This is a genomic window from Streptomyces sp. NPDC013157 (assembly GCF_042899865.1).
Taxonomy (GTDB): Bacteria; Actinomycetota; Actinomycetes; order Streptomycetales; family Streptomycetaceae; genus Streptomyces.
In genome coordinates this window covers 110,335-123,157 of record NZ_JBIBAK010000026.1, presented here as the reverse complement: position 1 = coordinate 123,157, position 12,823 = coordinate 110,335, and the positions used below count along the sequence as shown (strand labels likewise).

Here is a 12,823-nt window from a genome sequence, read left to right as displayed (position 1 = left end):
TGGAGCGAGTAACTCCCACTCCTGCTCAGTGAGTTCATGACGACGTACCACGCCACCATGATCCACCATCTAGCGATCTTTGAAGACGGACCCTAGTGCCCTTGGTGTTGGTGTCTACATGTTCTCTTCCCCCAGCCCCCGTCGTCACGTGCCGGCCATAGCGGCTTGCTCTGGTCGACGCCGTCAGAAGCGTGGCTGAGCCCGGTGGGTCGCAGCGAGACATACGCGCACCTGATCGGTCGGCGCACCCACCGTCGTGGCTGACTTTCCCCGGCTGAGGTTCAGACGTGGGTCCGCCGAACACCGGTGCACGCGATCAGCCTGCCGTCGTACTCAGTCAGAAACAGCATGAACGTCCAAGAGCCATCCGCAGCCGCGATCTGCCCCACGCGAACCGGCTGCTGATGCCGGCCGAGTAACTCCACGGCGCGCGCCAGGTTCTTCGTCTCGATGCCCCGGCGACGCGTGTGCCGCAGCCGACGCCCATAGATCAAGGCGAGTGGCTCAGCAGCCGTAGTCCCCTCCCAGACCACGTGGAAACCACCACAGCGCAGCGCAGCCAGAGCAGCCACGGACGCATCGTCGTCGCCAACCAGCAGCCGTTCGAGTAATTCCCGCTCCACGCCGCCACCCGCACCAGGATCCTGCTCTACAGCAGCCGGATACAGCAACCACAACCACCGGCCCCACCCCGCAGCGACCCCATGGGACCGATGCACAACCTGTATGACCGCCTCCGACCGATCTCTGTAGAGCTACGGATCAGAAGGTTGTGAGGGGAGTGGGTGCGGAGTGAAGCTTCCCCTTGATCGTGGACACCTGGAGTCCCGTCGTACGCCCGAGCCCAAATTCAAGCGTGCGTCGGACCAGAGCCGCGGCGACTGTCTCTGCCAGCCCCATCCGACCAGAGGAGGATGCACAGTAGGATAGGTAGCATGAGTGAGCCTACCGGCAAGTACTCGATCACCATGCCGCGCGATATCGCCGAAGCCGCCAAGGCCCGCAGCGGCCCCTCGGGGCTGTCCGCTTACGTCGCCGCAGCCGTCGCCCGCCAGATCGAGCGGGACAACCTCAACGAGCTCATCACGGTGGCGGAGGCCGAACTCGGTCCCATCACCGACGAAGAGGTTCAGGCTCTGCGCGACCAACTCCACCAAGCCCGAGAGCAGCAGACCCAAGGCGGGGCGAACGCCGCGTGACCCCCTCCCCCGCCGCCCCCGCCGCCCCCGGCGGCACCCTGGTCCTCGACAGCGAAGGGCTGGCCAAGGCCGTCCTGCGCGACCGCACGGTCACCGGCTGGCTCGCCCTCGCCCGCGCCGACGACCTACGGGTGACCACTTCCGCAGCCACCCTCGTGGAAGTGATCCACCCACGGATCAATCGCCCAGCCCTGGAATGGACCCTGTCCCGCCTCGTCATCGAACCGGTCACCGAGCCCATCGCCCGCCACGCCGCCGCCCTCCTCGCCGACGCCGGCCTGCACGGCCACAAGTACGCCATCGACGCCGTGCTCAGCGCCACCGCCCTCGCCGCCCACGCCCCCGTCACCGTGCTTACGTCGGACCCGGAGGATCTCAGCACACTGTGCGGTGGACGTGCCACCGTCATCAAGGTCTGACCCAAACGGCCGGGTCTTCCGCACGATCGGGTGACATCTGAACTGGCTTGCCCTGTGGGGCGGGTGGAAAGGATGTCGCTGTGCCCAAGCCTTATCCCGAAGAGTTCCGCCAGGACGTCGTGCGGGTCGCGCGGAACCCCGGCCCGGGTGTCACGGTGGAGCAGGTGGCCACCGACTTCGGAGTCCACCCGATGACGTTGTGGAAATGGATACGCCGGGCGGACATCGATGACGGGACCGGGCCCGGAGTGACCAGCCAGGACAGCGCGGAGCTGCGGGAAGCTCGGCGGCGGATCAAGCTGCTGGAGCGGGAGAACGAGGTCCTGCGCCGGGCAGCGGCCTATCTGTCGCAGGCCGACAACTCGTCTACCAGGAGCTTCACTTCTTCACGCACGTGGGCTGCCGTGCGACCCGAACTGCCCGGGGCAGGGGGCGCAGGCTCCGCACCGGTCTTCAGAGTGCAGGCAGCGGAAGTGCCACCCGTGATCCCAGACCGAACTCCTCGGCCTCGTCGTTACTGACGACCGCGACGGTTCCCGCAGGGATGCCAGGAAGGGTGGCCACGCGGGACGCCACCGCCAGAAGATCCCCTTCACCAGCTCCGGTGATGAAGAAGACGTAGACGTCCCCGTCCTCCTCTCCCTCATCGAAGACTTCCACGTCACCTTGGTCTTCGAGATCGGACACGAAGTCCTCGACCTCTTCGATCCAGGGAAACGTGTAGGAGCCGTCCGGCAGGCCGGGCGTCGGCAGCAACGGCACGTGGATCTCCACAACCATGGTGGGCACGGAGGTCATCTTGCCCCCCACAGTCCCGCCCGGCTCAACCAGGAGCGAGCCGCGTCAATAGCCCTGGGGTTGAAAAAGGCTCACCGCTTCCGCAGATGATCTTTAATCAGTTCGATATCCGAACGATCCTTGCGCCGATCGGATCGCATTTTCCAATCAAGAACGTCCCGAAGGGAACAGAACGGAATTCCCTCTATAATCTCCGCATCTGCGATCAATTCATCCGGGCTCTTACCATCTGGAAGCCACCGGTCGAAGACCTCAATAGCGCCGTCAAACAGCAGAACCATTTGCCCGTGCCCCGACGGAGCCAGCACGGGGTCGTCAAGATCCAGCACCAGCTTCCAGGCAGTTCCCCGTGCTACGACGTCGAGATCCCCGACGTCGTAGCGGAGGCCGTGGGCGAGCAGTGGACCACTGCCAGCAACAACGAAGTCAGAGAGAGGCAACTGGAGCGAGCGCAGCTTCTCAATGAGGGGATGTTGGCTCAGCTCCAACGCGCCTCCTACAGGACGGACAGCCCGATCGCCGCGCGAGCAGCCATACCCATGGCCACCGATGCAATGACGCTCGCCAGCGTACCGAGTAGGAAGTACTCCGACGCGTACTTGCCATGGTCACTGGCGGGGCCGCGTGCGAGAGACTTGGCCGTCAACGCAAGCGCTGCTGCGTCAGGCTGGCCAGCGGCCAGAAACGCAAACAGTAGAGCTCGCTCCAGAAGGCCGATGCTTCTGCTGCCCGTCATGAACTCTTCGGCGAGTCGCCGTTGCGGATCGGCGCTCGGAAGAGCCTTGACTTGACGACGCACAGTGGACGTTGCGGCCATAGCGAGGGGGCCACCCGCGAACACAGCAATGAGACCGCCTGACAGCACGATAGTTGCTCTGTCGCTCAGGAGCAGCTTTTCACTCACCGTGGTTGTCGTCGCGCCGGCGACCCACACGGCCACGACCGACGAAGCCCCGAGCATCGCCACACCGATACGTGTGGGCGTCGGTACCGAACCGAAGACGCTTGGGATGGTGATCGTGAACCCAGCTGAAGGTATGCCAGAAGAGTTGTACAGAAACACCACTGAGGCAGCGAGTAAGGCCGCTGCGACCAGCGCCAGCCACGCCTGTCCCTGACCCCGATAGGGCCCGATGACGTACCCACCGTAGATCGCGGTGACAAGGACCATGCGCCAGGGCCGCGAGCGCTGCCACCCGAGCCCCCAAGGAACCAACACCGCCGCCGCCAACCCAAAGAGAACCCGAGCCGCTTCCACGTCCCCCGCCCTTAACTCCCCTGCCGTACAGGCGACTTCGCCCGACTTCGAGTCCAGCATCTTATCTGTTGAGCATCGGCACTTCGGCCACTCGCCACCGGACACCCACTTGGCGTACAGGCCGGGCGTCGCCATCGACGAACGGCTCTCTTTGACCGGGCGCCCCACGTGTCCGACTGTCCGGTCAGAGCCCTGAACTGCACACATAGGTGGGACAGCACGATTCGCCAGTGCCCCACCCGTTCGAACTGAGTGCAGGGGCTGCAACATCCACGGGGTGTTGCAGCCTCTCACGTCGTCGCCTCTTGTCGGGGCTCAGCAGCCGGAGGCGCCTCCCGCCTCTCCTATGCGTGCGCGTGAGGGACGTGTGAGCGGGACGAGATCACGCAGCCCCGCGACTCCCGTGCAGGTCAGAGACATAATCAAGCATGCCATGCACATGCTCCCCGGAGCCGTGTGCGCAGGTTCGAATCCTGCCGGGGGCACCTTGTATGAGGTGCCTAAAGACCCCGCCACAGCGCGTTTGCTGGGTGCGGGGTCTTGTTGTTTGTGCAGGCGGATGCGGTCGGAAGCAGCCGCTTGCCAATGATCACGTTGTAATGACGTGTTGATCTTGAGAAGCTTCGCGGCAGGCCAGAAGGGTTCCGCAGGACGAGCAAACCCCGTATCCACTGCGGTCGGCTCCGTGGCTCCCTGCGCTGCCCTCGCTAGGTGGTGACTGTGCTGCCCGACCGTCCCTCGATCACTGTCCGGGGATCGTCACCCTGTCGTCCTGCGGACCGCGGACCCGGGCGAGCAGACGGTCAATGGCGGGGCGGAGGGGTGCGGATTGCGCGATGGACGCCCAGTTCTCGATACCCACGGGCTGGCCACCGTCCCGCTGAATACCCTCGACCAGGCGAGCAAGGTCCTCCTGGTGGAGTGTGCCATTGACGAAAAGGAAGGCGGCGCAGTCCACCTCTCGCGCCCGTCGTACGAAGCTGTCCGAAGATGTCGCCGAAATGTGGCCGGAGTCGTCCAGGGCGTACGCGGCGAAGACGCCGATTCTGACGCCATCGGGCTGCGCCACGAGGACGGCGAGTGGCTCGCCCAGCCCGCTGTTGGGGTGGCGTTCCACCTGCTCACTTTCGGAGCGTGCGGCCTCGACAGCGTCGATGACCCGGTTCTCGAAGACAGTGATCTCCACAGCGTGAACCGCTGGGTCCCGGTCTGCCGCCGGGTCGAGTTTCTTGAGGACGTCCAACATGGCCTGGGCCTGATCGGTCAGCCCGGAATGGGCTTGTTCGGCCGCCTGCCTGCGCAATTCCGACATCGTGAACTCCCAGTCGCCGATTCGCACGCTTTCGATGGTGCGGCCACTGACAGCCATCAGCAGAAACAGGGCGCCGATCACGACCAAGGTGGCGCTGCCTGCCTGATTCTTCGAGATGAAGACCGCCACCACTCCGGCTCCGGCGAACAGACTCCCGGCCACTCCGGCCGCAGGCCGCTCCCACCTGCCGTCCAAGGGCCCCAAGCGAACCGGGCGCGCCCCACCTTGTGCCCCTGTCGAACTTGCAACCCCTCTCGGCATGCATGGATCCTATGATCAGGCCCCCGGGTCGGGCTCCTGTTCTTCCCTAACTCCCACCGTACTCAGCAGGGTTCGAGACCTGGGCCTTCCGGGCCACCAGCCAGGACGTGATTCCCACCAGGCAGCGAATACCCCGATGAGCCCCCTTCAAGAGCCCCGGGTCGAAGCTCCGGGCCTCTCGCAGGCAGTCCGGCGCTTCCGTCCGTCGGTCATGTTCTGGTACCAGTCCGTGGCGCCCTCCCCCTCTCGCAAGGCCCTGCATGATCCGATCCCTCGCTGAACGGCCGGCCGTCGACGATCCACCGCACGAGGTATGTCGGTTTCCTGGTGGTCGCACGGCAACGCAGGTCACCGAGATCCCCGACAAGGACCAGGGCAGTAGAGGCTTCGGAGCAGGTGTCCGTTTGGTGGCCGGCTCGAGCGACGCAGGTAAGTTGCCCTCAAGCTCGCGTTGTTGATCCGAGGAGGCCCTGTCCGTGGCGCAGAGCTTTGCTGGTCCGCCGTACGACCTGGGCGACCTGATACCCGAGCTCGCGGTTCTCGGCCGGCGGACGACGCTGCTGTTGCCGAAGAGCGGCGTCCCCGGAGTCCGGGAGAGCTCCCTCGGCGGCCCCATGCTCTGGCCCACCGACGCCCCCTGGCCCTTCTGCGAAGAATCAGATCACTGGGCCTGGCCCGACGAGAAGAACCCTGCCGGGGCGGTCCCCATGGTCCCGGTGGTCCAGCTCTTCGCACGCGACGTGCCCGAGCTGCCCTTCCCCGAAGGCACGGACGTGCTCCAGTTGGTCTGGTGTCCGCTGATCCACCCCCACGACCAGGCATGCGCCGCCCTGCCGAGGCTGTACTGGCGCAGCGAGGCGAACGTGCTCACCACCGGCCTGCTTCAGGCGATACCCGCCCCCTCAGGAAGGCGAGTACGAAGAGGAGTTCATGCCCAATCCGTGCACGGTGTCCCCCACCTCGGTGGTGGAGTACCCGAACTGGGATTGTCACCGGAACTTCGGCAGACCTTGCAGCCTCGCATCGAGGAGCTTGAAGAGCGCTTCGGCACGGCGGACGCACATTCGAGGGCGTCGCCGTCCGGATCGCCCAGCGCCTCCTCGCGATGGCCGCCGCGATCTGGCACAACCACAATACCGGCGCCCCCGTCCTACGGTCACTGAGCGCGTTCGATCACTGACCGTCACGGAACGGTGTCTCGTGCTCAACCGGTGACGCGGTCTCGTGGTGCAGGGACATTCACGGACGGTCGGTGTCCGGCCCGGGCGGGCCGGACACGCCGACACATGCCTCGTTGCCCTCGGGGTCGGCCAGCACCCAGTTCGACGGCGCGTCGGCGTCGTTCACCAGACGTCCGCCAGCCGCAAGTGCTGCGGCTATCCGGGCCTCGGCCTGGTCGTACGGCACCCACACGTCAACGTGGACCCGGTTGCGCTGCGGGCGCGGTGCGTCCATCTGCTGGAAGTAGAACGGTGCCCCGCGGCGGCGCGGGTCGATCAAGTCCTCGCTGCTGTTCGCGCGGGCCTGGTAGCCGAGCAGGGCACGCCAGAACGCCACCACGTCGTTGCCGGCGAGGGCATCGATGGTGACCTGGACGGTCTGCACGGAGGACGGGTCAGCTGGTATGTCCAGCGTGCGGCCCACGGCCGAGATGTGCCGGGCCAGCTCGACGTGCCGTTCGGTCAGCCCGTAGTAGTCGTCCGTGACCGTGATCAGCCGAACGATCACGCCCTCCTGCCTGACGTCGACGTCCGGGTGATCGTCCCCAACTCCTGGCATCTCACTGATCGCCTGCACAAACTGGGCACCGACCGCGAACGACCCCGTACGGAAGTACGCACACGCCCCCTCGCCCACGACGCGCCAGTCCTCCACGCCCACGGTTTCGTGGAACTGCTGCGGCCTGATGCGCTCCGCCTTGCTCTCTACGTAGGTCATGCGCTCAACGTAGCGTGCAAGTCCGACAACCCCCTCCGACCATTGGGTACTTCGGAACTACTCGTCCAGTCCCTGGCACCGCTCCGGAGCCGCTCCCGACCCACATGTCCTGGGACCTTCTGCACTGGTGCCCCGAAGCGTCGGCCGCCGCCCTGGACGAATCCCCCGTCGCTGTCGTCCGGCACTTCCACCTCGGAGGCTCCGACGCGGAGTGAACGCATGCGGCCGGTGGGGGAAATGTGGTCTATGTGCGAGATGCACGATGTGAGACAATATTCCATGTGTGGCTTTTGGTGCTGAAGACAGGTGAGAGGAGTGCACCATGATCGCCAAGCTGCTCGGCAAACTGTCCTTCACCCGCCACTACGGTGCGTACGGCTCCCACGAGTGGGATGCGTACGCCGGCGACTAGGACCACCGCACAGCTGGCGGGCGCCTCCGGGCACCCGCCAGTTCCCAGCCCCGCTGCCGACGACATCGGCCTGGACAGGTACGAGAGCCGGGGACGATCGCATGGGCCGAGCGAATGAGCCGCCGCGTGAGCCGCCGAGGTTGCCCGGAGGCAGCTTCGCGGCCTGGAGCCGCGACCGGCTGGCGTTGGCGCGGCGTGGCGCTGAAGAGTGCGGGGACGTCTGGCAGCTGGAGCCGGGCGTCTACGTGGCCGCTGCGGCCGGGCCGTGCGAAGCAGTCCTGCGCCGCGCGCAGGACTTCCCCAAGGCACCCTCGCCTCTCTTCCCACCGCTGAAGCGGTCGAGCGGAGCACCGACGCCCGAGGAGCGTGCGTACGCGCACACCGCGCGCATGCGCGGACTGCGGGCGCAGGCGGTTGCGGCCCGGATCGGTGAGATCGCGCCCCTGACCGCCCGGTTCGCCGACCAGTTGCCCACGGGCCAGGACGTCGAGATCCTGCCCCGGGTCCGGCGTGTCCTGGCAGAGGTCGGCATGAGCTACGTCTTCTCCGAAGACGCTCCCACCCTGCTGCCCCACGCCTCACAGCTTTTCCTGGCCCGCGAGGTGCTCGTACGCCCCTCGCGGTGGGTGTGGCCGCGCTGGATCCCCACACCGGCACGTCGGTTCCGGACACGGCAGCAGGTCGCCTTCACCGAGGCCTTGCGGCCCATCGTCCGCCGGCGTCGTTCATCGGGGCGGCTCGGTGACGACATGCTGGGGCAGATGCTCCGGCCCTCCCCCCACTACGGCCTGCTGCCGGAAGAGGCCGTCCTCGACACTCTCCCCGGGATCACCGTCGCCACCTTCGAGACCCCTTCCCGGGCGGCCGGATGGATCCTGCTCCACCTGGCCCGGCACCCCGAGGCGGCGGCCCGCGTCGCGGCCGAAGCCGCCTCGCTGCCCGCGGACCCGGCCGCGACGACCAGCGCCCACGTCGGTGGCCTGCGATACACCCAGGCACTGGTGAGTGAGGTGCTCCGGCTGTACCCCCCGAGCTGGCTGCTGACCCGTCGCGCCCCACGACGGACTCAGCTCGCCGACTACACCATCGACGCCGGATCCACCGTGCTCGTCTGCCCTTACACCGCCCACCGCGACGCACGGGAGTTCTCCGAGCCGGACCGGTTCCGGCCCGAGCGCTGGCTCGACGATTCGGGCTCGTCGGCGAAACCCGGGGTCTTCCTCTCTTTCGGCACCGGGCCCCATGGCTGCGAGGGAGCCGCTCTGGCCATGGCGATGCTGACGCTCCTGACAGCGCAGACCGCCCGCCGCTACCACCTGAGCGAGCCGCCGGGACCGGAACCCAGCTACCAGGTCACGACCCTCGAAGGTCTCGCAACCGTCGGCCTGCGGCTGCGCGCCTCCTCGCGCGGCTGAGGACGGTCACGCTTCCGGGGCCAGGCCTCCTGGCCGGCCGGCTCATGGGCGGCCGGCTCATGGGCGGCTCGTCGTGTGCCGCTGGTCGAACTCGTCGGCGAGGATGCCCATCATGACGAGGTCGTGGTGCCGGCCGGCGAGGAAGACGTGCTCCCGCAGGCGCCCCTCCTCGGTGAAGCCGAGCCGACGGAAGAGTGCCAGCGAGGCCTCGTTGTGGGCGAAGACCGCTGCCAGGCATTTGTGATAGCGCCGCTCGGCGAACATGAAGCGCAGCAGCAGCCCTAAGGCTTCTGCCGCGTAGCCGTTGCGCCGGTGGTCGGCGCCGATCGTGACGTCACACTCGAACCAGCCTGAACGACGGCCCGTGCGATGCGAGCCGACTGAGCCGACCAGCTCTCCCGTCGCCGTCGCTTCGACCGCCAACCGGAAGCGGTCGTCATCGCCCCTGGCAACGGCCTGCTCCTTCGCCCAGGCACGGTAACTCTCGGCGGACCGCGGCAGATCCGGGCGGCTCCCTCGCCGCCCGTCGTCGTCGGCGAAGCGCATGAACGCCGTCCAGTCGTCGGGCTCGACAGCGCGCAGGCGTACCCGATCACCGGTCCAGGACGATGCCATGCCCTATTGGATCACGCTGGCGTGCGCGCCAGGCCGAGAGGCACGCCATCCGAAGACCGATCGACCGATCAGGGGGACCGGTCCAGGGCAGCTTCGCGGGTTGTACGGGTCCGTCACGGCATCGGCCCGGTATCCGGGGCGCGGCTGGAAAGTGTTCTGGGCGGGGCTCGCCCGCCGCGCCCCGACGCGGTGGGGGTGGCGCGGGCCGAGGCGTATGTGATGACGCGGGCCCAGGGCCGTCAGTCATGCGGCCGGTGCTCGTTCTCGACGCGGCGTGCCGGCCCGGTCGGACGGGGGCTGCCGGCTGCGCTGTGCGGAGCCGTGCGGTGGTGCTCCGTTGTGGTCATGGAGCCGAGCAGCGCCAGCGCGTGGGCGGAAGGCGTACCGGGCTCGGCGTGGTAGACGACCATGACCAGGTCATCGGTCCCGGTCACCGCGAGCTTGTCGCGGTGCAGGGTCAACTCGCCGACCTGTGGATGGTTCAGCCGGGTCGTCGCGCTGCGCCGGCCACGGATGTCGTGCCGAGCCCACAGCCGGCGGAACCGGTCGCTGCTCAGGGACAGCTCGCCCACCAGCTCGGCGAGCCGGCGGTCGTCGGTGTCGCCGCCGATCAAGGCCCTGAGCTGGGCCACGACATCGGCGGTGCCTTCTTCCCAGTCCGGGTGCAGGCGGCGGGATTCGGGATCGGTGAACAACGTGAGCAGCCGGTTGGAGCCCGGCGCCAGCTGCGGGGAGAGCGCGACGGCCGGCGGATTGGCGGCCAGCACGTCCATGTACTTGTTCTGCACGAACGCCGGCACGGTGAGGGTCTGGACCAGTTGCCGGATGCTGGCCGGCACCTTTCCGGTTCGGGGCCGGGTGCGGCGCCGGGACTTCGGGCGCGCGAGCCGTCGAAGGTGTGCGGCGCCGTCCTCGTCCAGGCCGAGCGCGTCGGCCAGCGCGTCGAGCACCTGTGTCGAGGGCGTGCGGTCCCGTCCCTGTTCCAGGCGCAGGTAGTAGTCCGCGCTGATGCCGGCCAGCATGGCGACTTCCTCCCGCCGCAACCCGGGGACGCGGCGGATGTCGCTGTACCACGCCAGCAAGTGGGGCATCGAGGGGTTCATGGAGTCCGTGGCCAAGGAGGTCGCCCCGTTCGGCATCGAGGTCACCATCGTGGAACCGGGTGGCGCCCGTACCGAATTCCGCTACGACAGCCTGCAGACCGCTACCCCGATGGCCGCCTACGACAACACCCCGGCCGCGATGACCCGCGGCGCGGGCGACCGCAGCCGACCGTCGCTCGGCGACCCCGCGAAGATGGCCGCCCGCATCATCGCCGGCGCCGAGCAGTCACCTGCCCCCGAACGCCTCGTGCTCGGCAGCGACGCCTACCGCTTCCTGCACGCCGCCCTCTCGGAACGCCTGGCCGACGTGGAATCGCAAGCGCAGATGGCGGGACTGACCGACTTCACGGACGAGCCCTGAAGCCCGCCCCACTGACGCCACCTGCCCATACCCCTCCCCTGAGGTTGGAAGAGGCTCACTCACTGCCGGCTACGCGGGAGGGGCGTAGGGGTTCCCGTGGGACGTCGGCGGGCCGCCCCACCACACCCCTGGCGGCGGGACGGGAACCCAGTCCGGGCCGCGGTGGTCCAGCCACCACCTGCCGATGGTGTGGAACTTCTCCTCGAAGCTGCGGTCCCAGCTGAGGAACCCGGTCGTCGGCGCCCGCAGGCGGGTTCGGCGACCGCCCACCTCGTAGATCACGACGGTCCGGCTACCGAGGAGCGACTCGATCTGGACGGCCTGGACGTTCGACCACCGGATGGTCCGGCGGCGAAGGTTGTGCGCGATGGCCTCCGACGGTGTGAGAGTGACGCCGAACGAGCGCGAGGCGAGCAGCACCAGGGGCAACAGGACACCCCATATGACCAGGCCCGGGATGATTACGGGATCAAACGATTGCCTGTCCAGCAAGAGCGGGACCTGGGGGGTCAGGGCGACCGTGAATCCGGGCAGTACGGGCAGCAGGCGCTGGCTGGTCGTCAACCGGTAGCGGACGCGTTCCTGGGGCACAGCTGCAACCTGCGACTGCTCCACCGGTCCCCGCCCCCTCGTCACACCATGCGGCCTGCGCCGCCGGCCCGTCGAAGCGCCAGGACAGCATGGCGGACCAGGGGCACGCTGTCCATGTACATGCCTGCTTCTGGGCGGCCCCTTGCTCGAGGCCGGCCGACAAGCCCCGCGCGCTGGATCACTTGCCGGACGAGTCCCCGCGGGGCGCGAGCGAGGAACGGATGCGGGACCGGGTCACATCTCTCCCAGGGAAACCGAGCTCAGCCGGAATGCAGGAGGAATGCAGGAGGGGGGACTCCGCCGCTCGGCGTGCCACGCGCACGGAGCGGCGGCAGGACCACTCCGGGCAGCGCGGCTTCCACACGGATGGCGGCAGCGGCCGCGCCGCCCGGATTCCCAGGACCCGGGTGTCAGATGCTCAGCGCGATCGCGGCACCGATGCCGCCCAGGCCGAGCGCGACGGCGGCCGGGAGCCAGCCGCCCGAGCGCCAGGGGAAGAACCGGTCGAGGGAGAGCCGGCCAGGGCCGATGGCGGTGAGGGCGAGGGCGACGACACAGATGGAGACGCTGTACTCGACTCCGCCGTTCTGGATCCACAGGCCGTGGGCGCCGCTCACGGTCGCCATGGCGTTGATCATCACGCCGACGACGGCCGCGGCCGCGAACGGGGTGAGCAGGCCGACCGCCAGGCCGAGGCCGCCGCAGAGTTCGGAGAGACCGCCGATCACGGCGAAGACCTTGCCCGGGTGGTAGCCGAGGGCGTCGAAGCCTCTGCCGGTGGCCGCCAGGCCCGGCCCCCCGAAGATGCCGAACAGCTTCTGCGCACCGTGGCCGGCCAGCAGCAGGCCGAAGGTCAGCCTGATCAGCAGCAGTCCGCCCTCCGCGGCGGACAGCCCGGTCAGCGCACCGGCGGCACGCGTCCCACCCTGCGGGCCCGAGGTGATCCCGGCCGCCGTATCGGTGGGCCGGCCGGCCTGCACGGAGGCGCGCAGCTGGGTGAGTGACGGGGCGTGGGTTCGGCCGAGGGGGTGGAAATGCAGTGCACGCATGGCAACGCCTTCACGAGCGGGGACAACCTGACTGCCCGCCGTGGAGCGGGCCTCCCCCCGTCCTCCAGCATGGCGCCACGCCTGCGACATAT

At 68.2% G+C, this 12,823-nt stretch carries 16 protein-coding genes and 1 pseudogene; 6 read left to right on the top strand and 11 right to left on the bottom strand.

The genetic code is table 11. The annotated features are described in order from the left end of the window. Positions 1–281 precede the first annotated feature (281 nt). A complete protein-coding gene (locus tag ACFY6U_RS48325) occupies positions 282–677 on the bottom strand; it encodes a hypothetical protein (protein ID WP_390048955.1) in 396 nt (131 codons plus the stop codon). A 258-nt stretch (positions 678–935) separates the two neighbouring features. Here ACFY6U_RS48325 and ACFY6U_RS48320 point away from each other — a divergent pair, with 258 nt between their 5' ends. The 3 genes from ACFY6U_RS48320 (at position 936) to ACFY6U_RS48310 (ending at position 2,139) form a co-directional block, all read left to right on the top strand. Beyond that, positions 936–1,199: a CopG family transcriptional regulator gene (locus ACFY6U_RS48320; protein WP_390048953.1), complete on the top strand. Its 264-nt coding sequence runs from the start codon at positions 936–938 to the stop codon at positions 1,197–1,199. After that, entirely contained in the window at positions 1,196–1,618 is a 423-nt protein-coding gene (locus ACFY6U_RS48315) for a PIN domain-containing protein (RefSeq protein ID WP_390048951.1), read from the top strand. The genes ACFY6U_RS48320 and ACFY6U_RS48315 overlap by 4 nt, the downstream gene beginning before the upstream one ends. Positions 1,619–1,698: 80 nt before the next feature. After that, positions 1,699–2,139 carry a transposase gene (locus ACFY6U_RS48310; RefSeq protein ID WP_390048949.1) on the top strand — a complete coding sequence of 147 codons (441 nt, stop codon included), beginning with the start codon at positions 1,699–1,701 and terminating at the stop codon, positions 2,137–2,139. Here ACFY6U_RS48310 and ACFY6U_RS48305 read toward each other — a convergent pair. From ACFY6U_RS48305 to ACFY6U_RS48285, 5 genes are all read right to left on the bottom strand, one after another. Further along, positions 2,072–2,398 (bottom strand): hypothetical protein, encoded by a 327-nt coding sequence (locus ACFY6U_RS48305; protein ID WP_390048977.1) that lies wholly within the window; start codon positions 2,396–2,398, stop codon positions 2,072–2,074. The genes ACFY6U_RS48310 and ACFY6U_RS48305 overlap by 68 nt on opposite strands. Before the next feature lie 89 nt (positions 2,399–2,487). Next, positions 2,488–2,904, bottom strand: a complete 417-nt coding sequence (locus ACFY6U_RS48300) for a hypothetical protein (RefSeq protein ID WP_390048947.1) — start codon at positions 2,902–2,904, stop codon at positions 2,488–2,490. An 8-nt stretch (positions 2,905–2,912) separates the two neighbouring features. Beyond that, entirely contained in the window at positions 2,913–3,842 is a 930-nt protein-coding gene (locus ACFY6U_RS48295) for a hypothetical protein (protein WP_390048945.1), read from the bottom strand. 574 nt (positions 3,843–4,416) lie between these two features. Beyond that, positions 4,417–5,115, bottom strand: a complete 699-nt coding sequence (locus ACFY6U_RS48290; RefSeq protein WP_390048943.1) for a hypothetical protein — start codon at positions 5,113–5,115, stop codon at positions 4,417–4,419. A gap of 793 nt (positions 5,116–5,908) precedes the next feature. Next, complete coding sequence (locus ACFY6U_RS48285) at positions 5,909–6,118, bottom strand: hypothetical protein (RefSeq protein ID WP_390048941.1); 210 nt, start codon at positions 6,116–6,118, stop codon at positions 5,909–5,911. Between the two features lie 174 nt (positions 6,119–6,292). Here ACFY6U_RS48285 and ACFY6U_RS48280 point away from each other — a divergent pair. After that, positions 6,293–6,427, top strand: a pseudogene (locus ACFY6U_RS48280) (IS982 family transposase); the annotation flags it as partial. Between the two features lie 59 nt (positions 6,428–6,486). Here ACFY6U_RS48280 and ACFY6U_RS48275 read toward each other — a convergent pair. Beyond that, entirely contained in the window at positions 6,487–7,185 is a 699-nt protein-coding gene (locus ACFY6U_RS48275; protein WP_390048939.1) for a VOC family protein, read from the bottom strand. A 513-nt stretch (positions 7,186–7,698) separates the two neighbouring features. Here ACFY6U_RS48275 and ACFY6U_RS48270 point away from each other — a divergent pair. Next, positions 7,699–9,012, top strand: a complete 1,314-nt coding sequence (locus ACFY6U_RS48270) for a cytochrome P450 (protein ID WP_390048937.1) — start codon at positions 7,699–7,701, stop codon at positions 9,010–9,012. A 57-nt stretch (positions 9,013–9,069) separates the two neighbouring features. On the opposite strand, the gene ACFY6U_RS48265 is transcribed toward ACFY6U_RS48270, so the two are convergent. Together ACFY6U_RS48265 and ACFY6U_RS48260 are read right to left on the bottom strand one after the other, a co-directional pair. Further along, entirely contained in the window at positions 9,070–9,627 is a 558-nt protein-coding gene (locus ACFY6U_RS48265) for a GNAT family N-acetyltransferase (protein ID WP_390048935.1), read from the bottom strand. Between the two features lie 239 nt (positions 9,628–9,866). Further along, positions 9,867–10,649: a helix-turn-helix transcriptional regulator gene (locus tag ACFY6U_RS48260; RefSeq protein WP_390048933.1), complete on the bottom strand. Its 783-nt coding sequence runs from the start codon at positions 10,647–10,649 to the stop codon at positions 9,867–9,869. On the opposite strand from ACFY6U_RS48260, the gene ACFY6U_RS48255 reads away from it, so the two are divergent. After that, positions 10,648–11,091 carry an SDR family NAD(P)-dependent oxidoreductase gene (locus ACFY6U_RS48255; RefSeq protein WP_390048931.1) on the top strand — a complete coding sequence of 148 codons (444 nt, stop codon included), beginning with the start codon at positions 10,648–10,650 and terminating at the stop codon, positions 11,089–11,091. The two genes, ACFY6U_RS48260 and ACFY6U_RS48255, sit on opposite strands and share 2 nt — an antisense overlap. A 69-nt stretch (positions 11,092–11,160) precedes the next feature. Here ACFY6U_RS48255 and ACFY6U_RS48250 read toward each other — a convergent pair whose 3' ends face one another. Next, the gene (locus ACFY6U_RS48250; protein ID WP_390048930.1) at positions 11,161–11,682 is read right to left on the bottom strand and encodes a hypothetical protein; all 522 of its coding nucleotides are present in this window, start codon (positions 11,680–11,682) and stop codon (positions 11,161–11,163) included. Positions 11,683–12,092: 410 nt separating this feature from the next. Then, on the bottom strand, positions 12,093–12,626 hold the full coding sequence (locus ACFY6U_RS48245; protein WP_390048975.1) for a DoxX family protein: 534 nt from the start codon (positions 12,624–12,626) through the stop codon (positions 12,093–12,095). Positions 12,627–12,823 lie beyond the last annotated feature (197 nt).